Source organism: Nannocystis pusilla (genome assembly GCF_026626665.1).
GTDB classification, from domain to species: Bacteria; Myxococcota_A; Polyangia; order Nannocystales; family Nannocystaceae; genus Nannocystis; species Nannocystis pusilla.
The window spans coordinates 4,827,700-4,844,058 of sequence record NZ_JAPNKE010000002.1 but is presented as its reverse complement, the minus strand read 5'-3'; the positions used below and the strand labels follow the sequence as shown (position 1 = coordinate 4,844,058).

At 71.3% G+C, this 16,359-nt stretch carries 18 protein-coding genes and 1 tRNA gene; 8 read left to right on the top strand and 11 right to left on the bottom strand.

Annotated elements, in window-relative coordinates; all coding sequences use genetic code 11:
- Nucleotides 1-131: 131 nt before the first annotated feature.
- From OV079_RS21370 to OV079_RS21345, 6 genes are all read right to left on the bottom strand, one after another.
- Nucleotides 132-1,412, bottom strand: a complete 1,281-nt coding sequence (locus OV079_RS21370; RefSeq protein WP_267770707.1) for an FG-GAP repeat domain-containing protein — start codon at nucleotides 1,410-1,412, stop codon at nucleotides 132-134.
- Nucleotides 1,413-1,641: 229 nt separating this feature from the next.
- Nucleotides 1,642-1,947, bottom strand: a complete 306-nt coding sequence (locus OV079_RS21365; RefSeq protein ID WP_267778886.1) for a hypothetical protein — start codon at nucleotides 1,945-1,947, stop codon at nucleotides 1,642-1,644.
- The gene (locus OV079_RS21360) at nucleotides 1,881-2,780 is read right to left on the bottom strand and encodes a sodium:solute symporter family protein (protein WP_267778611.1); all 900 of its coding nucleotides are present in this window, start codon (nucleotides 2,778-2,780) and stop codon (nucleotides 1,881-1,883) included. Before OV079_RS21360 ends, OV079_RS21365 begins: the two co-directional genes overlap by 67 nt.
- Complete coding sequence (locus tag OV079_RS21355) at nucleotides 2,672-3,103, bottom strand: sodium:solute symporter family transporter (RefSeq protein ID WP_267770706.1); 432 nt, start codon at nucleotides 3,101-3,103, stop codon at nucleotides 2,672-2,674. The genes OV079_RS21360 and OV079_RS21355 overlap by 109 nt, the downstream gene beginning before the upstream one ends.
- A gap of 392 nt (nucleotides 3,104-3,495) precedes the next feature.
- Nucleotides 3,496-3,711, bottom strand: coding sequence for a hypothetical protein (locus OV079_RS21350; protein WP_267770705.1), 216 nt, complete (start codon nucleotides 3,709-3,711; stop codon nucleotides 3,496-3,498).
- A gap of 65 nt (nucleotides 3,712-3,776) precedes the next feature.
- Nucleotides 3,777-4,127 carry a hypothetical protein gene (locus OV079_RS21345; RefSeq protein WP_267770704.1) on the bottom strand — a complete coding sequence of 117 codons (351 nt, stop codon included), beginning with the start codon at nucleotides 4,125-4,127 and terminating at the stop codon, nucleotides 3,777-3,779.
- An 18-nt stretch (nucleotides 4,128-4,145) separates the two neighbouring features.
- On the opposite strand from OV079_RS21345, the gene OV079_RS21340 reads away from it, so the two are divergent.
- The 3 genes from OV079_RS21340 to OV079_RS21330 all read left to right on the top strand — a co-directional run bounded on the left by OV079_RS21340 (nucleotide 4,146) and on the right by OV079_RS21330 (nucleotide 5,600).
- On the top strand, nucleotides 4,146-4,418 hold the full coding sequence (locus tag OV079_RS21340; RefSeq protein WP_267770703.1) for a hypothetical protein: 273 nt from the start codon (nucleotides 4,146-4,148) through the stop codon (nucleotides 4,416-4,418).
- A 364-nt stretch (nucleotides 4,419-4,782) separates the two neighbouring features.
- Nucleotides 4,783-4,855: transfer RNA gene (locus tag OV079_RS21335), tRNA-Lys, on the top strand.
- A gap of 136 nt (nucleotides 4,856-4,991) precedes the next feature.
- The gene (locus OV079_RS21330; protein ID WP_267770702.1) at nucleotides 4,992-5,600 is read left to right on the top strand and encodes a hypothetical protein; all 609 of its coding nucleotides are present in this window, start codon (nucleotides 4,992-4,994) and stop codon (nucleotides 5,598-5,600) included.
- Between the two features lie 10 nt (nucleotides 5,601-5,610).
- Here the strand turns inward: OV079_RS21330 and OV079_RS21325 are convergent, their stop codons facing one another.
- The 3 genes from OV079_RS21325 to OV079_RS21315 form a co-directional block, all read right to left on the bottom strand.
- Nucleotides 5,611-7,476 (bottom strand): hypothetical protein, encoded by a 1,866-nt coding sequence (locus OV079_RS21325; protein ID WP_267770700.1) that lies wholly within the window; start codon nucleotides 7,474-7,476, stop codon nucleotides 5,611-5,613.
- Between the two features lie 135 nt (nucleotides 7,477-7,611).
- Complete coding sequence (locus tag OV079_RS21320; protein ID WP_267770699.1) at nucleotides 7,612-8,226, bottom strand: DUF1501 domain-containing protein; 615 nt, start codon at nucleotides 8,224-8,226, stop codon at nucleotides 7,612-7,614.
- 201 nt (nucleotides 8,227-8,427) lie between these two features.
- The gene (locus OV079_RS21315; protein ID WP_267770698.1) at nucleotides 8,428-8,742 is read right to left on the bottom strand and encodes a hypothetical protein; all 315 of its coding nucleotides are present in this window, start codon (nucleotides 8,740-8,742) and stop codon (nucleotides 8,428-8,430) included.
- 133 nt (nucleotides 8,743-8,875) lie between these two features.
- On the opposite strand from OV079_RS21315, the gene OV079_RS21310 reads away from it, so the two are divergent.
- Entirely contained in the window at nucleotides 8,876-9,883 is a 1,008-nt protein-coding gene (locus OV079_RS21310; RefSeq protein WP_267770697.1) for a hypothetical protein, read from the top strand.
- 79 nt (nucleotides 9,884-9,962) lie between these two features.
- Here the strand turns inward: OV079_RS21310 and OV079_RS21305 are convergent, their stop codons facing one another.
- Together OV079_RS21305 and OV079_RS21300 are read right to left on the bottom strand one after the other, a co-directional pair.
- Nucleotides 9,963-11,618, bottom strand: coding sequence for a formate--tetrahydrofolate ligase (locus OV079_RS21305; protein WP_267770696.1), 1,656 nt, complete (start codon nucleotides 11,616-11,618; stop codon nucleotides 9,963-9,965).
- 181 nt (nucleotides 11,619-11,799) lie between these two features.
- Nucleotides 11,800-12,441 carry a YiiX/YebB-like N1pC/P60 family cysteine hydrolase gene (locus OV079_RS21300; RefSeq protein ID WP_267770695.1) on the bottom strand — a complete coding sequence of 214 codons (642 nt, stop codon included), beginning with the start codon at nucleotides 12,439-12,441 and terminating at the stop codon, nucleotides 11,800-11,802.
- Between the two features lie 252 nt (nucleotides 12,442-12,693).
- Here OV079_RS21300 and OV079_RS21295 point away from each other — a divergent pair, with 252 nt between their 5' ends.
- The 4 genes from OV079_RS21295 to OV079_RS21280 are packed head-to-tail and all read left to right on the top strand — an operon-like array spanning nucleotide 12,694 to nucleotide 16,352.
- Nucleotides 12,694-14,661 carry an ATP-binding protein gene (locus tag OV079_RS21295; protein ID WP_267770694.1) on the top strand — a complete coding sequence of 656 codons (1,968 nt, stop codon included), beginning with the start codon at nucleotides 12,694-12,696 and terminating at the stop codon, nucleotides 14,659-14,661.
- A complete protein-coding gene (locus tag OV079_RS21290; RefSeq protein ID WP_267770693.1) occupies nucleotides 14,658-15,305 on the top strand; it encodes an ATP-binding protein in 648 nt (215 codons plus the stop codon). Before OV079_RS21295 ends, OV079_RS21290 begins: the two co-directional genes overlap by 4 nt.
- Entirely contained in the window at nucleotides 15,305-15,892 is a 588-nt protein-coding gene (locus OV079_RS21285; protein WP_267770692.1) for a SpoIIE family protein phosphatase, read from the top strand. Before OV079_RS21290 ends, OV079_RS21285 begins: the two co-directional genes overlap by 1 nt.
- Nucleotides 15,893-15,896: 4 nt before the next feature.
- Nucleotides 15,897-16,352, top strand: coding sequence for an STAS domain-containing protein (locus tag OV079_RS21280; protein WP_267709150.1), 456 nt, complete (start codon nucleotides 15,897-15,899; stop codon nucleotides 16,350-16,352).
- Nucleotides 16,353-16,359 lie beyond the last annotated feature (7 nt).

Here is a 16,359-nt window from a genome sequence, read left to right as displayed (position 1 = left end):
CGGGTGACCCGTCACGGTTCCTCGCGGCAAAAAAACTTCGCGTGGACGTGCGCCGAAACGGGTCTCGGCGACGACCTGCGAAGCGCCCGGGAACCTGCCCCGGAGGCGGTTGTCGGCCCGCGGGAGGCCAATCAGGGGTCGGCGAGGAGCACGGTCGCGCCGGCGCCGAAGGCGTCCGCGGTGACGAGGTCGAGCGCGCCGTCGCCATTGAGGTCGGCGGCGGCGAGGTCCATCGGTCCAGCGCCGATCTCGAAGCGCGCGATCGTGACGACGTCGGAGACGCCGAGGCCGGCGATGACGACGAGCTCGCCCTCGCTGTGATCGACCGCGACGAGCTCGGGCGGGCCGTCGCCGTCGAGGTCGGCGCCGATCACCGCGTAGAGGCCCTCGCCGAGGACGATGGGGATGTATTCGCCGAACTCACCGCCGCCCAGGCCCGGCAAGATCGACAGGTGGTCCGCGGTGAAGCTGGCGGTGGCGAGGTCGAGCAGGCCGTCGAGGTTGAGGTCGGCGGCGACGAGCCGGCGCGGTTCGGGGTTGACGAACCGCTGGCCGGCGTCGACGAAGGTACCTGGCCCATCGGACAGGAGGACGGTGACGCGGGCCTGGTTCTGGTCGGCGCTGACGAGATCGAGGCGGCCGTCGGCGTCGACGTCGGCGATGATGACGTCGTAGGGCTCGTCGCCCACGGGGTAGACGACTGCGTCGGCGAATTCGCCGCCGCCGGCGCCGAGGAGGACGAGCACGGCGTCGGCGAACTCGTCGGCGACCGCGAGGTCGAGGAGGCCGTCGCCGTCGAGGTCGGCCGCGGCGAGGGCCCGCGGCTCGGTGCCGGCCTGGACCGGCTGCGGCGGGTCGTAGACGAGGCCGGGGCCGACGTGGCGGTAGACGCCGACGAGGCCGACGCCGGGGTCGGCGAACACGAGGTCGAGGCGGCCGTCGCCGTCGACGTCGGCCGCGAGCGCGTCGCGCGGGCGCAGGAAGGTGGGGAGGACGGGGCCGGCGACGAACTGGCCGCTGCCGTCACCTGTCTGAAGGGTCAGCTCGCCGGCCTCGAAGTCGGCGAACAGGAGGTCGTGGTCGCCGTCGAGGTCGAGGTCGGCGATGGCGACGGCGACCGGACGCGGGCCGGTCGAGAGGCGGACGCCGGGCGCGAAGCAGAACTCGCCGGGCTGGCGCAGGCCGTCGCCGCACACTGGGCTGGTGCCGGTGGTGCTGTCGTCGCTGGTCGAGGTCGTGGGGGTCGTGGTGGGGTGAGTCGTGGTCGTGGATTGGGAGCTGGTCTCGGAGACATGTCCCGAAGTACTACCCAGGGTGGTGCTCGCGGTCCCGCCGTCCGGGGCGCCGTCGCTGCTGCCGGGGGCGGTCGGCGTGCAACCGGCGAGGAGGACGAGGAGGAGGCGCGGCTTCACTGGAAGAGCATACGCCGGCCGCGGCTGGGCGAGCGCGAGGGTCCGATGCCCGCGAGCGGGCGCCGGCGAGCGCGATGTGTCGAGCGCCGCGGCGAAGGGCGCAGGGATTCGTCGTGCCGGCGGCGGACCGGGGTGCTCGGGCGGGCCTCGGCGTCAACGAGGCGGTCGTCCCGACAAGCCCGGCAGCGCTGCGAGCGAACGACCCCGCCGCGGGTGAGGCGGCAGGCTCTCAGGCAGGGCCGAGGGCGCGGGTGACCACGTGCGCGGGCGGGGGCCGGGACAGGGCGGTGCCGACGAGGGCGCCGGCGATGGCGGCGACGAGGCCCCAGGCGACCGGGAGGACGCCGAAGGGCGCGGGCAGGACGCCGGCGAAGGCGAGGCCGAGGGCGAGGTTGCCGGCGACGATCGAGGCGATGGCCCCGGCGGCGGTGAAGCGGCGCCAGCGGACGCCGAGCAGCAAGGTGGGCGTCAGGGTGACGTAGCCGGAGAAGCTGAAGGCGGCGATGTCGAACAGCGAGGCCGGGCGCGCGAGCACGAGGACGAACACCGCGGCCGAGAGCGCGAGGGTGAACAGGCGCGCGGCGACGACCTCGCGCGCGGGCGTGAGGCCGGGCAGGAGGCGGCGCAGGACGTCGCGGGTGAGCATCGAGGAGAGGGTGAGCAATGGGCGTCGAGGGTGGACATCACGGCCGCGAGCACGCCGGCGAGCGCCATGCCCTGAAGGACAGGTCCGAGGTGACGCACGACGAGCAGCGGGAAGATGGCGTCGCTGGCCTTGCCCTGGAGGCCGGCGATCTCGGCGGCGCCCCACACCCCGAACAGCACCGCCGGGAGCCACAGGATCACGAGCACGAAGGGATAGAGGCGGCAGACGTTCTTGAGCGCGGTGGCGTCGCGGGCCGCGAACACCCGCACGAGCATGTGCGGGAAGGCGATCACGGTCAGCGAGATGGCCAGAGCCCACGAGGCCCACGGACCGGGGGCGAAGGCGCCGGCGGTGGTTTTTTCAAAGAGGTGCGGGGCGCGGGTCTGGACGGCAGTGGCGGCGGCGCCGAGGCCTCCGAGGCGATCGGCGATCAGGAAGAAGGCGGCGACCATGAAGCCGAGGAAGGTCGCGCCCTGAAACACGTTGGTCCACATGGTGGCGCGCATGCCACCGAGCGCGGTGTAGGCGATCGTGATGCCGAGGATCAGGGCCGAGGATGCCCCGAAGGACAGGTTGCCCTCGGTCAGGACCTCGGCGGTCAGGCCGGCGCCGATCACCGCGGTGACCATGTACGGGAGGGTGTAGAGGAAGAAGGCGGCGAACAGGGCCAGGCCGACGGCGGGCGAGCCGAACCGCTCGGCGTAGAGCTCGGCCGGGGTGATGGCGCCGAGGCGACGGGCAGCGCGCGCGCGGGCTCGCCGATGAGGAAGAAGGTGAGCGGGATGCCGAGGCCGACGATGGCGGCGTTGAGGCCGAACACGGCGACGCCCTGGTGATAGGCGAGGCCGGGGATGCCGAGCAGCACGAACGGGGTGACGTTGGTGCCGAACAGGGCCATGAAGAGGACGAAGGTGCGCGCGGCCCGACCGCCGAGGAAGTAGTCCTCCGGGGTGCCGGAGGTGCGGCGATAGGCGACGGCGCCGATCACGAGGGTGACGGCGAGGTAGGCGGCGACGACCAGGCCGATCGCGGCGAGCGAGCTCATGCGAGAAGCTGGTCTTTCGGCCAGGTGACGGCGGGCGAGAGAGCGGCGGGCGAGAGGGCGGCGGGCGGACGACGGCCTGGCCTTGGGCCAGGCGGTGGTGCGGGCGAGCGCCTGGTCTTTGGGTCATGTCGCGCGGAGCGCCGGCGCCGGGGCTGCGGGTCAGGCGCGGGCACGGATGGTCGAATGGCCTTGGGGTCATGTCGAGCGAAGCGCTGGCCTCTGGCCGTTGGTTCATGCGCCGGCGCGGGGGGCCGAATGGCCCTGGGGTCATGTCGAGCGGCGCGCCTGGGCCTGGCCTTCGGGGTAGGCGTCGGCGCGGGGATTCGAATGGCCCTGGGTCATGTCGAGCGGCGCACCTGGGCCTGGCCTTCGGGCCATGTCGCCTCGCGCGGTCATGGGTCGTCCGGGTCGTCGGGCCAGAGCGCGTTCGAGGTCATGTAGAACACGAGGAGCGCGGCGGCGGCCATCCACGCGAGGTGGTAGGCGAGGTCCCACGGCAGCCAGCCGAACACGAGCGGGCCGGGGCCGGCGTTCCAGGTGTCGACGTGGAGGACGATCAGCGCGACCGCGAGGACCGCGAACAGCCGCTGATGCGCCGCGGGAGACATGCACGGCGATGGTACGCGATGCGTGGGCCGGCAGGGGACGGTGAGGCGGGGGCCGGCGCGCCCCGTCAGCGGCGGAACCTGCAGTAGCGCGGCTCGTCGGTGCACACGTTCTGGGCGCAGACGAAGCTGTCGCACTCGCGCTCGCTGCTGCACGGCTCGCCGCCGGGGAGCCTGGCCCGACAGACGCCGGTGGAGCTGTCGCTCGTGTCGCACCAGAGCTCGAAGCGGCATTGCCGGTGGCGGCAGGGCTCGCCGAGGGTCGGCTGGGCGACGCAGATGTGCTCGTCGAAGTCACAGCTCTGGTCCGGGCCGCAGAGCCCGACGAGGGCGCCGTCCTCCCGGCAAGGGGCCCCTCGTCGACCAGCGGCAGCCCGCCGATACAGCGACCGTTGATGCAGAACAGGTCGGGGCCGCACGGGTCGATGACGCTGTCGATGACCTCGCAGGCGTCGCCCTCGGCGCGCGTGCCGACGAATACTCTGCAGGGCTCGCACGGCGAGGGCGTGTGGTGGCCGCAGGACGACCACTCATGCCCCAGCACCACCTGGCGCGCGCACACCGGGTCGAACACGTTGCCGGCCGCGAGGAAGAACTCGTTGTGGCCGATGCTGACGGCGGTGCGGTCGGCGACGCAGGTGTCCGGGACGGCGGAGCAGCCGCAGGCCGCGAGCTTGGCGCAGACGGCCTCCGCCAGCGCCGCGGCGTAGGCGTCGGGGTCGGCCAAAGGCTCGAGCTCGGCCGGACATTCGGCGGGGGCGGAGCCGGTGGCGTCGCCGCTGGTGGCCGGGGCCGAGTCAGGTCCGCAGGCCAGGAGCGAGGCGAGGGCAGCGAGGCGGAGCCGGGTTCGGCGCATGGCGGGGCAGGAGGCGGCGCCGAAACTCCATGCGCTAGCGCACTCGTTTGCGGCCAGTTCGCATGGTTGTAGCCCGAAAGGCACACGCCGTGGGCGTCTGGCGGGATTCCGCGCCCCGGCGGGGGGCCTGACCTCGCTCGCGGCGAAAATACCTGTTGCGTCCCCATGGGGATCGTGTAGAAGGGGGCCCGTTCGCGGCCCGCAGCGGCCAAGGACTTGGGCTCGTAGCTCAATTGGTAGAGCAAGGGACTCTTAATCCCTGGGTTGTAGGTTCGATTCCTACCGGGCTCACAGTAAAGGAAGGCCAGAGGTCCAAGTGACCCCTGGCCTTCTTGTTCTGGTCTTGGCAGCCATTCCAAGGGCCGCAGCGGCCGGTGCTGGCGGCGACTGCGACCGGCTCGGGGAGATCTGTTAACCTCGGCCGGTCATGCGTCCGCTGCGACCCACCTTGTTGGCCCTGGCCCTGGCCGTGGCCGGTTGTTCGATGCATCCGGTGTACGTCGCCGAGATGGAGACGAAGATCCCCCAGCCCGGCGAGCTGCGGCGCATCGAGCACCCGCTGTTCATCATCCTCGACCCGGCGAAGCTGCCCGACACGATGACGGCGCTGGGGCAGGGGGTGAAGCCGATCGAGGTCCACGGGCTTCACACGTTCGTCGAGCGCGACCTGCAGCGGACGATGTCGCAGCTGTTCACGACGGTGACGGTGGGGCCGCCGTCGCTGCCGGCGCCGAGCGGGATCTTCCTCACCGGCGAGGTGCTGGTGAATTCGCTGTCGAGCTTCGTGGGCACGCGCGGCCCGGGCACGCCCTCGGGGGTCTACGTGCGCATGCAGTGGAGCTTCCGGATCCGCGCCTACGGGGCCCCGGCCGACGCCTTCATCTACCAGGGCACGGCCGAGAGCACCGTGCCGATCACGGCGGTGGGCTCGACGCAGCCGGCGCTGCAGACGCTGTTCGAGGACGCGTTGCGCCGGCTCGTGTCGCACTACGACGGGCAGAAGGCGTACGAGCGGATGTCGCGGATCGGCGCGTGAGGCCGCGGCCTCACTCGAAGGCGGCGACGCGGACGGTGATCTCCTTGGCGTCGCCCTCGGGGACGATGAAGCGGGTGCGGTAAAGGGTGCCGGCGTCGTCCTGGACGTAGAGGACGGTCTCGCCGGCCTCGAGCCGCAGCTTCTCGCGGATGTCGTCGCCCGCGCCGGCGAGGCTGGTCGCCGAGGCCTTGCAGCTCGGCTGTACTTCGGGACAGGTGAAGAAGCCGGGGTTCGGGTGCTTGTACTCGGCGTTCGGGGGCAGGTCCTCGGCGGCGACGTAGAACAGGTAGGGCAGGCCGTCGCCGCCGCGGCGGTAGTAGAAGTCGACGGGGCCGTTGTTCTTCCAGTAGTCGCCGAGCAGGAGGTCGGCGATCTTGGGCGCCTGCTCCTGCAAGTAGGGCCGCACCGACTCGGCGATCTGCGGGCCGGTGACGCCGATGTCGATGTCGCGCAGGGTGAAGGCGACGTCGGCCGAGCCCTCGGCGATGTCGCCGGCCGGCGGGGTGTGCAGGGCGATCTGGGCCACCTCGTTGATGAGCTCCCAGACATACTGGTCCTTCGGCGGGTTGCCGAGGTTGAGGAACACGTCGAACAGCGCCCAGCCCGGCGGGTCGGGGCCGACGTAGATGTGCGCGCCGAGGTTGCACGAGAACAGCACCTCGTAGCACTTGTCGAAGATGCGGTTCTTGTACTTCTCGCGGCCGCCGGCCACGATCACGCTCTCGAGCAGCCACGGGTCGATGGCCCACGCCGAGCCGGGCCAGGTCGCCTGCACGAGGTCGTGGTTCTCCGGCAGGTTCTGCTTGCAGGCGTCGTCGCCGGCGCACGAGTTGATGAAGTCGGCGTGCTCGGAGATGGCGAAGCGGAGGTCGACCCGCGGCTCGTCGGCGACGCCGACGATCGAGAACTTGACCGGGTCGTTGAAGTCGAACTCGAGCGGCTCGCCGAAGGTCGGGCCGGTCACGTCGACGACGGTCGACATGTAATCTTTCCCTTTGGACAGGTCGATGCCGTCGAGCAGGCGGAGGTTGCTCTCGGCCTCGATGTTCATGGCGAACTCGGGCGTGAGGCACTCGCTGGTGATCGGGAAGCTCGGGTCGACGATGCCGGGGTGCCCGCCCATCGGCCCCAGCTTGGTGGCGAGGGTGGTGAGGTCCTGCAGGGCGTCGTCGAGGTAGAGCGGCAGCGACTTGCCGTCGCCGCCGATGTGCGGGTGGGTGGCGAGCAGGTTGCGCTGCAGGGCGACGACCAGCTCCGGCGTGGTGATGAACTCCTCGGTGCGCTGGATGCCGAGCGTCTCCGCCAGGATCTGGCTGAAGCCGCCGCCGATGCCGAGGCCGTCGGCCAGGCCCTGCATGCCGGCGATCGAGGTGCCCTCGACCTTGGCGTTGGCGGGGGTCATGGTGAGGATCCGGATCAGCGAGTACTCGGCGCTGGTCTTCCAGGTGTTGTCGGGGCCCTTGAAGTCGGTGCCCGAGCAGTCGTGCTTGGGGTCCTCGCTGTCGGCCTTCCAGCCGGTGCCGCAGGCGCCCTTGATCGTGTCGAGGGTGTTCTTCAGCAGCGTCCCCGACTCGATGTCGAGCAGCTTGATCTCCTTGGCGGTGTCGCCGAACAGCTCGGCCGCCTCGGCCTTGTCGAGGCTGAGCTTGAGCGCCGGCACCGGGTCGTCGTTGAGCCGCAGGACGAACTCCTGCTCGGGGCCGAAGCCGTCGACGCCGGTGGTGGTCGGCTGCTCGGTGTCCGCGCCGGTGGTCGAGGTCGGGGCCTCGCCGCCGGTGGTGCCGGACTCGGTGGCAGAGTCGGCGGGCGCGTCGCCGCCGTTGCACGCGGCGAGAGCGAGGACGAGGAGGCGAGCGGTCGGCTGCGTGGTGGCCATTGGGGCTTCCCGTAAGCGTTCACCTTATCACAGCGCGCCGCGGCGGCGCGACGGCCCGCAAAGCGCCGCGAGCGGCTCCAGGAGCCCCCAGGCTCCTGAACACCGCTCGCGCTGGCGGGCCGCTCGCCTGCAGGATCAGGCGAGGATGTTCATCTCGTCGCCCTTCTCGATGGCGATCGGGTACTGCTTCATGAGGTCGTGGCCGTCGATGCCGGCCAGGCGCCGCAGGCTGGCGTGGACGTGGCGCGGCTCGATGTGGATGCCCGAGTCGCTCTGCTTGAGCGTCTTGGGGTCCCAGTTGTAGGCGTTGTGGCGCTCGTCGGAGCCGCCGATGACCTTGTCGCCGCCGATGCCCTTGCCCATCATCATGAGGCTGGTGATGGCCCAGTGGTCCTTGCCGTTGGTGTCGTTGTAGCCGGGGGTGCGGCCGAAGTCGGAGCCGCACAGGACCACGAAGTTGTCGCCGATGCCCTGGGCCTCGGACTCGCTCCACAGGAAGTCGAGGCCGTCGAGGATCTGGACCAGCCGCGGGATGTGGTTGTTGTCGTGGTCGCCGTGGGTGTCGAAGCCGCCGATGTCGAGGTTGATCGAGATCGTGATGCCGGCGCGGAAGGCGGCCAGCGCGACCTGGATCTGGCGACGCAGCGGGTTCGGGCCGTTGTCGAGCATGTCCGGCAGGTACTGCTGCAGCCGCTTCAGCTCGTTGCTGCCGGTGCGCGAGGCGTACAGGTTGCCGATCGCGTTCTGCACGCGCGGCAGCACGGACGCCGTTGGGATAGGTCTTCGAGAGGTTGCGGATCTGGAGCTGCATGCGCGGTCCTGCTCGGAGCATATCCGAGGCTCCGCTTGGACTACCCGCGACAGCTCTCAGTTTCGCGCCGCGCGCACGACAAAGCCCCGCCGGGGCGATGCCGCCGGCGGGGCCCAGGCGCGACGCGCCCGATCACGGGATCACTGGATCTGGACCGCGATCCGGCGCGCGCCGTGGCCGTCCCACAGCGCCTCGTAGAGCGTCTTGCCGTCCTTCTTGCCGTCGTGCTTGCCGACGCCGTAGATCTGGAACTCGTCCCCGTCCCGCCGGTAGAAGATCGAGACGTGGGCCTGGCCCTTGCCGAAGGTGACGTGGGCGATGGACAGCTTGACGCCCGCGACCTTGACCATGATCTGCTGCCCGCCGTAGCCCGGGTTGTCGTTGAACTGAGTGAGCTTGTCGAGCTCGTTGTTGTCGATGTTTTCCCTGACGTTCTCTGCGATCGTTACCGACATCCACTCCCCTCCGAGGCCTATAGGGCACCGCAGCCGCCGGGCCCTGTCAAGGCGGGGGCCCCGACGACGAGATCGCGCAGGGCTTTCGCGCGCGCGGGCGGCGGCGTGCTAGTCTCGTGACCTGACCTGACTTATGCGTCGGCCTTTACGCTCGATCTTCGCCATCGCCTGCGTGCTCGCGTGCGCGGCCTGTAACGAACACCGGTTCGGCTTCTTCCCCGGGACCGAGAGCGACGGCGGCACCTTCGATCCGTCGACCGAGTCGGACACCGTGGGGCCGACGACGACGATAAGCCCGACGACGATCAGCCCGACGTTGCAGCCGACGATCACCTCGGACACCGAGACGACGGTCACGTCGGTCACGACGGTCGATCCCACGGTCACCGTGACCACCGGCGTGCCGAGCGAGTGCGGCGAGATCGTCCTGCCGCCGGTGGTGCCGATCACGCAGGTCGACTCGCTGCAGGCCAAGGGCGACGATTTCTCGCTCAGCTGCGGCGGCGTCGGCGGCACCGACCTCGAGGTGGTGTGGACGGCGCCGGTCACCGGCCGGTTCCAGTTCGACACCATCGGCTCGAACTTCGACTCGCTGCTGGCCGTGCTCGACGGGGTCTGCTCCGGCGCAGAGTTGGCCTGCGACGACGACAGCGGCGGCAACCTGACGTCGAAGGTCGAGGTCGACCTGGTCGTCGGCCAGACGGTGACGCTGGTGATCGACAGCTTCGGCCAGAGCACCGCGGAGGTGATTTACAACATCACCCAGGTGCAGCTGCCCGACGAGTGCCCCGACGGGGTGTTCGACCCGTTCGTGCCGCTGACGATCGACGGCCAGACGTCCGGGGCCGCCAACTTCCGCAGCGGCAGCTGCAACGGCTTCGAGTCGCCCGAGATCGAGGCGCTGTGGACGGCGCCGTTCGACGGCCAGTTCGTGTTCGAGGTGATCGAGGCCGACTTCGACCCGGTGCTGTACCTGCTCGACAGCTCGTGCCAGGGCGGCGAGCTGGCCTGCAACGACGACTCCAACGGGCTGTTCCCGGCGATCTCGATGTTCCTGTTCGCCGGCCAGCCGGTGGTCGTGGTGGTCGACGGGGTCGGCGGGCAGGCCGGCAAGTTCTTCCTGTCGATCCACGAGGGCTGAGCCCGCCTGGCTGCACGGATATGTCCGCATGGACATGTCCGAGCGGGCATGCTCCGAAGAGCATGCCCGAAAAGACAGGCTAGAGGCCGAGCGCGGCGCCGGTGACGGGGTCGAGGTCCATGTCGACGGCGTTCGGGCGGGCGCCCAGCGCCGGCAGGGTGGTGAGCTCGCCGGTCAGGACGGTGGCGAAGCCGGCCCCGGCGCGGACCAGGACGTCGCGCACCGGCAGGGTGAACGGCCGGGGCAGGCCGCCGTCGGCCGGGTCGTGGGTGGTGGCGAGGTGGGTCTTGGCGACGCACAGCTGCAGCTCGCCGAGGCCCCACTTCTCGAGCTGGTTCAGGCGCGTGCGCGCCGACGGGGCCAGCTCGATGCCGGTGGCGCCGTAGACGTTCTTCGCCAGGCTCTCGAGCCGCGGCAGGAGCGGACCTGTCCCTTCGTACTGGTAGCGGAGGTCGGTCGGCCGGGCCGCCTTGACGACCGCGCGCGCGAGCGCCTCGGCCCCGGCGCCGCCGTCGGCGAAGCCGGTGTGGACGGCGAAGCCGGCCCCGAACTCGCGGGCGATGCCCTCGACGACCGCGATCTCGGCGTCGGTGTCGGTGGGGAAGCGGTTGAGCGCGACGACCACCGGCGGGCCGAAGTTGGTGGCGATCCGCAGGTGATGCCGCAGGTTGGCGGCGCCCTTCTCGACGGCGGCGACGTCCTCGGTGAGCACGGCCTGATCGAGCGGCCTGCCGAGCACGGCCTTGGCCAGGCCGGCGTGGACCTTGAGCGCGCGCACGGTGCAGACGACGACGACGCAGGCGGGCCGCAGGTTGCCGAGGCGGGCCTTGATGTGGACGAACTTCTCGAGCCCGAGGTCGGTGCCGAAGCCGCACTCGGTGACGACCCACGGGGCGCGCGTGAGGGCCCAGCGGGTGGCGATCAGGCTGCTGTTGCCGTGGGCGATGTTGGCGAACGGGCCGGCGTGGAGGAGCACGGGCGTGCCCTCGCTGGTGCGCGCGAGGGTGGGGTAGAGGGCGTCGCGCAGCAGCACGCTCATGGCCCCGGCCGCGCCGAGCTGCTCGGCCCGCACCGGCGCGCCGCCCTGGTCGGGCCCGAGGACGATGTTGCCGAGGCGCCGCCGCAGGTCGCCGCGATCGTGGGCGAGCGCGAGGATCGCCATGACCTCGCTGGCCTCGTTGATCTCGAAGAAGGACTCACGCGGGACGCCGTTGAGCGGGCCGCCGAGGCCGGTGATGACCTTGCGCAGGCTGCCGTCGTTGACCGGCGTGACCCGCGAGAAGGCGATCCGCGCGGGGTCGATCTTCAGCGCGTTGCCGTGGCGCAGGTGCGCATCGAGCATGGCGGCGAGCAGGTTGTGCGCGGCGCCGACGGCCTGGCCGTCGCCCGTGCCGCCGAGGTTGACGCGATCGGAGGGCACGACCTGCGCCTTGCCCTCGCCGGCGCCGCCGCCCTTGGCGCCGAACACCGGGCCGAGCGAGGGCTGCCGCAGGCACGTGAGCGCGGACTCGCCGATCCGCGCGAGGCCCATGCCGAGCGAGATCGAGGTGACCGTCTTGCCCTCGCCGAGCGGGGTGGGCGTGACGGCGGAGACGACGACGAGGTTGCCGTGCGCCGAGCCTTCGCCGGCGGCGACGGTGTCGATCTTGGCGAAGTCGTGGCCGTAGGGGACATAGGCGCGGCTCTCGGGGTCGAGGCCGAGGTCGCGGGCGAGGTCGACGAGGCGGCGGAGCATCGCCGGATGGTGCCACACGGCCCGTAGCGCGGCGGGACGAGGGCCGCGGGCGGGCGGCCTGCGTCACGCCGGTCGTCGGCGCAGGAACGAGGCTCCTCGGCGGCGCGGCCGAACCCCGCGGCGAGGCTGCCGGCGCGGCGCGCGGCCGCACGCGGGCGGTGATGAGATCTCTCGTGATGCTTCAGGGAGGTCGGGGGAGATAGCTGGTGCCGACGATCCGCAAGCGAGGATCGGCCGCGAGGCTCGCCGGGGTCAGGATCGGGACCGCTGCGAGCGCCGGTCGACACGCGGCGAGCGAGGGCGCGCCGCGGCAGGCCGGGTGCGCTCGCCAGCGGCGCGTCAGCAACCGTTGCGCGGCCGCGTCGTGGAGCGCGAGATCCCCCAGCGGACGCCACCTGCCCACCGCGACGTCGACTGCGGCGTAGGCGAGGGCCACCAGCTCACTACAATAGAGGGCGTCGTCACCTGGCGTAAAGGACAGGTCGTAGGGGCGCCCGAGGTAGGCGGCGGCGGCGGCGACCACGGCGGCGCGCGCGGCGGAGTCGAGCCCGGGGTGGCGCAGCGCCGTGGCCTTGCCGCCGACGCCGCGGGCGAGCCACTCGGGCAGCGGCGTGCGGCGGGTCCGGTCGACGGCTTCGATCACGAAGAGCGCGTCGCCGGTGCGCTCGACGATGCCGACGTGGGTGTAGGGGCTGGCCGTCGCGCTGGCGACGGCGACGGCCTGCGCGCTGCGCGAGGTGTGGAGCAGGATGTCGCCGTCTCGCAGCGCGGCGGTGTCGAGCTCCGGGACCGCGAGCAGGCCGGTGAGCAGGGCGAGCCACACACACATGACGGTAGCAGGGCGGGGAATTGCGGCACGCGAACAACCGGCCTGCATGCGGACTGCGAGGTCGCGGCGAGTGCCGGGGAGGTCCCGAAGCCGCGGTCCAGGAAGGACGATGTGCGCTGCGGTCGCCGAGGGGTCCGTGCGCGTGCGCGAAAAAGGATCGCACACTGGGGAGGCGTTCCCCCATACAATCCAAGCCTCGTGTCTGACGGCGACACCCAGCGCGCGGCGCGTGGCGAGGAGACGGCGATGTTCGGGGAGCCAGAGCGAACCTTCGCCAGTTCGAGCTACGCGCGGCTGTTCGCCGCCAGCGACGCGCTGATCTTCGAGATCGACCGCGACGGTCGGTTCGCCGCGGCCAACCCCGCGACCGCGCTGGCGCTCGGCTACATGCCGGAGCAATTGCTCGGCGCGCGTCTGCTCGACCACGTGCACGCCGACGATCGCGGCGCGGTCGAGGTTGGCCTTTCAAACATGTTCGAAAGGCCAGGCGAAGTGCAGGCCCTGCGCACCCGCTTCGTCCACCGCGAGGGGCGGACCGTGACGCTGGCGTGGCAGGCGGTGGTCGACGCCGCGGCGGGTCGAGCCTGCGCGATGGCGTCGGACGCCGGCGGGCGCGAGCTGGCGGAGCGGGCCTACGAGCGCGAGCACGCGGCCGCGGCCAGGGCGATCGCCGAGAGCGAGGCGCGGCTCGGGGCGCTCTGCGATCACATCCCGGCGATCGTCTACCTGAAGGACGAGGGCGGCTCGTACCTGTTCATCAACCGCTTCTTCGAGGCGCTGCTCGGGCGCCGCCGCGAGGAGGTGCTCGGCCGCACCGACCGCGAGGTGCTGCCGGCGGCGGCGATCGAGGCGTTCGCCCGCGGCGAGGCGCAGGTGCGCCAGCGCGGGGCGACGGTCGAGATCGAAGAGGTGCTGCACGGCCTCGGCGACGGCGCGCGCACGTTCTACTCGGTGCGGTTCCCGCTGCGCGCGAGCGACGGCAAGATCGCGGCGATCTGCGGGGTGTCGACGGACATCTCCGGGCGCAAGTCGGCCGAGGCGCAGCTGGTCGAGCTCAACGAGTCGCTCGAGCGCCGCGTCGCCGAGCGCACCGCGGCCGCCGAAGACGCGTCGCGGGCCAAGAGCGAGTTCCTGGCGCGCATGAGCCACGAGCTGCGCACGCCGCTCAACGCGATCCTCGGCTACAGCGAGCTGCTCGAGGACGAGATGCGCGAGCGCGGCACGCAGACGTGGCTCGCCGACCTGCTGCGCATCCGCGCCGCCGGCAAGCACCTGCTCAGCCTCATCAACGACATCCTCGACATCTCGAAGATCGAGGCCGGCAAGATGCTGGTCCACATCGAGGAGTTCACGGTCGCGGGGATGATCGACGAGGTGGTGGCGACCAGCCGACCGCTGATCGAGAAGAACCGCAACGCGTTCCGCCTCGAGATAAGCCCCAGCGTCGGGTCGATGCGCTCCGACCCGCTGAAGATCCGGCAGTGCCTTTTGAACCTGCTGAGCAACGCCGGCAAGTTCACCACCGCGGGCCAGGTCGAGTTCAGCGTGGCGCGCCAGATCGTCAACGGCCGCGCGTGGATCCTGTTCCGCGTGTCCGACACCGGCATCGGCATCGCCCAGGAGAACATCGGCCAGCTGTTCCGCGAGTTCTACCAGGTCGACTCGTCGTCGACGCGCCGCTACGGCGGCACCGGCCTCGGCCTGGTGATCACGCAGCGGCTGTGTCACATGCTCGGCGGCGACATCCGCGTCAGCAGCCGGCCGGGGCAGGGCTCGATCTTCACGCTCGAGCTGCCCGCGGTCCACATCGAGGCCGGCGGCTCCGAGGTGGCGCTCGAGCTCGACGTGCTCAGCGAGAAGGACGTCGCTCGCGCCCGCGTGGCCGCGCGCGAGCTGTGCCAGAAGCTCGGCGCGCGCCCGCTGTCGCTGCAGAAGATCGCCACCATCATCAGCGAGCTCGCGCGCAACATGGTGCTCTACGCGGGCGGAGGCAAGGTCGTGGTCGGATCGGTGGGCGCCGAGCGCAAGTGCGTGTTCATCCGCGCCGTCGACGAGGGCTCCGGCATCGCAGATGTCGATGCGATCCTCGCCGGGCGCAAGGTCAGCCGCAACGGCCGTGGTCTCGGCCTCATCGGCACCAAACGTCTGGCCGACGGGTTCCGGCTCCACACCGGCCCGACCGGCACTTGGATCGAGGCGGAGGTCAACCTGTGACCGATCTGCGAGGCAAACCACCAGGCGGCCCTGGAGGCCTGGACGACGCCGCGCTGCTGTCGGTGCTGGCGCGCTACGTCGGCACGGCGCGGGCCCAGGGCATCTTGCTGCGCGCGCGCACCGAGCTGCGCGGGCGACCGGCCACGGACAGCCAGCTCATCGCGCGCCTGGTCGAGGGCGTGCGCAGCTTCGTCGGCGAACTCGAGTCGCGCAAGGCGTTCGCCGAGCTGACGCGGGCCGCGTCGCCCAAGACCGTCGAGGCGATCGAGATCGACGTGAAGATCGAGGCGGACATCGCCCGCGCCCGCCTGGCCGCGCGCGACATCTGCATGGCCCTCGGGACATCCGCGCTGATCCTGCAGAAGCTGGCCACCGTGGTCAGCGAGCTGGCGCGCAACCAGGTGCTCTACGCCGGCGGCGGCAAGCTGGTCATTCGGCCATGTTCGAGCGGGCGCCGCTGCATGCACGTGGTCGGCAGCGACAAGGGCGGCGGCATCAAGAACCTGCCGGAGATCATGTCCGGCAAGTACAAGAGCCGCAGCGGCCTCGGGCTCGGGATCCTCGGGACCAAGCGCCTGTCGGACAAGTTCGAGATCGAGACCGGGCCCTCGGGCACCCGGATCGAGGTCGAGGTGAACTACTGATGTGGAAGACCGCCTACCGGACGAGCCCGAAGACGGGCGAGCGCGAGAACGGCGACGCCGTGCTCGTCCGTCGCGGCCCCGAGGCGATCACGCTGGCCGTGATCGACGGCCTCGGGCACGGGCGCATGGCGGCGCTGGCCGCCCACGCCGCGGTCGAGTGTCTCAATCGCCTGCCGCTCGCGGTCGACCTCGAGGAGGCGATGCGGGCGGTCCACGAGGCGCTCCGCGGCACCCGCGGCGCGGCGGCGGCGGTGTGCCAGCTCGGCGCCACGCCGACGAGCTCGGCGGGCACGGTGTCGTTCGTCTGCTGCGGCGTCGGCAACGTCGAGATCCGCTGCCTCGGCGCCAAGCTGCCCATTCTTCTCAGCCCCGGGGTGCTCGGCGCGCGCGTGCAGAGCTTCCGGATCTGCCGCGGCGAGCTGCCGTCGGGCGCGCGGCTCGTCATGTTCTCCGACGGCATCTCGCAGCGGGCTCCGCTCGACTCGCTGCGCCAACAAGACCCCGACTCCTTGTGCGACACCCTGATGCGCGAGCACCGCAAGCCGGACGACGACGCCAGTGTGCTCGTCTGCGATACCGAGGCATAAGGCCATGAAGACCTTCGAGAACCGCATCCCCGTCATTCAGCTCTGGCAGCGCATCGTCGTCCCCTTGCAAGGCGATGTGACCGACGAGACCGCCGCATTCCTGGTCGACGACGTGCTGCGGACGATCCGCGACACCTCGGCGGCCGGGCTGGTCATCGACGTCACGGGCATGTGGACGATGGACAGCCACCTCTGCCACGTGATCGCCAACCTCGCGGCGGCGGCCCGGCTGATGGGCACGCCGACGGTCATCTGCGGCATGAGTGCGCCGATCGCCATGACGCTGCAGACGATGGGCGCCGACTTCCGCCTGGCCCAGACGGCGCTGACCCTCGAGGACGCGCTCGAGCGCCTCGGCGTCAGCGCGGTGGTCAGCGAGCTCGAGCCTGACGACGCGTTCGACGACCTGACGCCGGAGACGATCACCAGCGCGGCGTCGTTCGCCAAGTCCGCCGAGTAATCCGCGC

Coding starts and splice junctions, on each gene's coding strand:
- OV079_RS21355 (WP_267770706.1), bottom strand. CDS start 3,103: ATGAGCTCGCTCGCCGCGATCGGCCTGGTCGTCGCCGCCTACCTCGCC.
- OV079_RS21350 (WP_267770705.1), bottom strand. CDS start 3,711: ATGTCTCCCGCGGCGCATCAGCGGCTGTTCGCGGTCCTCGCGGTCGCG.
- OV079_RS21340 (WP_267770703.1), top strand. CDS start 4,146: ATGACCTCGCAGGCGTCGCCCTCGGCGCGCGTGCCGACGAATACTCTG.
- OV079_RS21330 (WP_267770702.1), top strand. CDS start 4,992: ATGCGTCCGCTGCGACCCACCTTGTTGGCCCTGGCCCTGGCCGTGGCC.
- OV079_RS21325 (WP_267770700.1), bottom strand. CDS start 7,476: ATGGCCACCACGCAGCCGACCGCTCGCCTCCTCGTCCTCGCTCTCGCC.
- OV079_RS21315 (WP_267770698.1), bottom strand. CDS start 8,742: ATGTCGGTAACGATCGCAGAGAACGTCAGGGAAAACATCGACAACAAC.
- OV079_RS21310 (WP_267770697.1), top strand. CDS start 8,876: ATGCGTCGGCCTTTACGCTCGATCTTCGCCATCGCCTGCGTGCTCGCG.
- OV079_RS21305 (WP_267770696.1), bottom strand. CDS start 11,618: ATGCTCCGCCGCCTCGTCGACCTCGCCCGCGACCTCGGCCTCGACCCC.
- OV079_RS21295 (WP_267770694.1), top strand. CDS start 12,694: ATGTTCGGGGAGCCAGAGCGAACCTTCGCCAGTTCGAGCTACGCGCGG.
- OV079_RS21285 (WP_267770692.1), top strand. CDS start 15,305: ATGTGGAAGACCGCCTACCGGACGAGCCCGAAGACGGGCGAGCGCGAG.
- OV079_RS21280 (WP_267709150.1), top strand. CDS start 15,897: ATGAAGACCTTCGAGAACCGCATCCCCGTCATTCAGCTCTGGCAGCGC.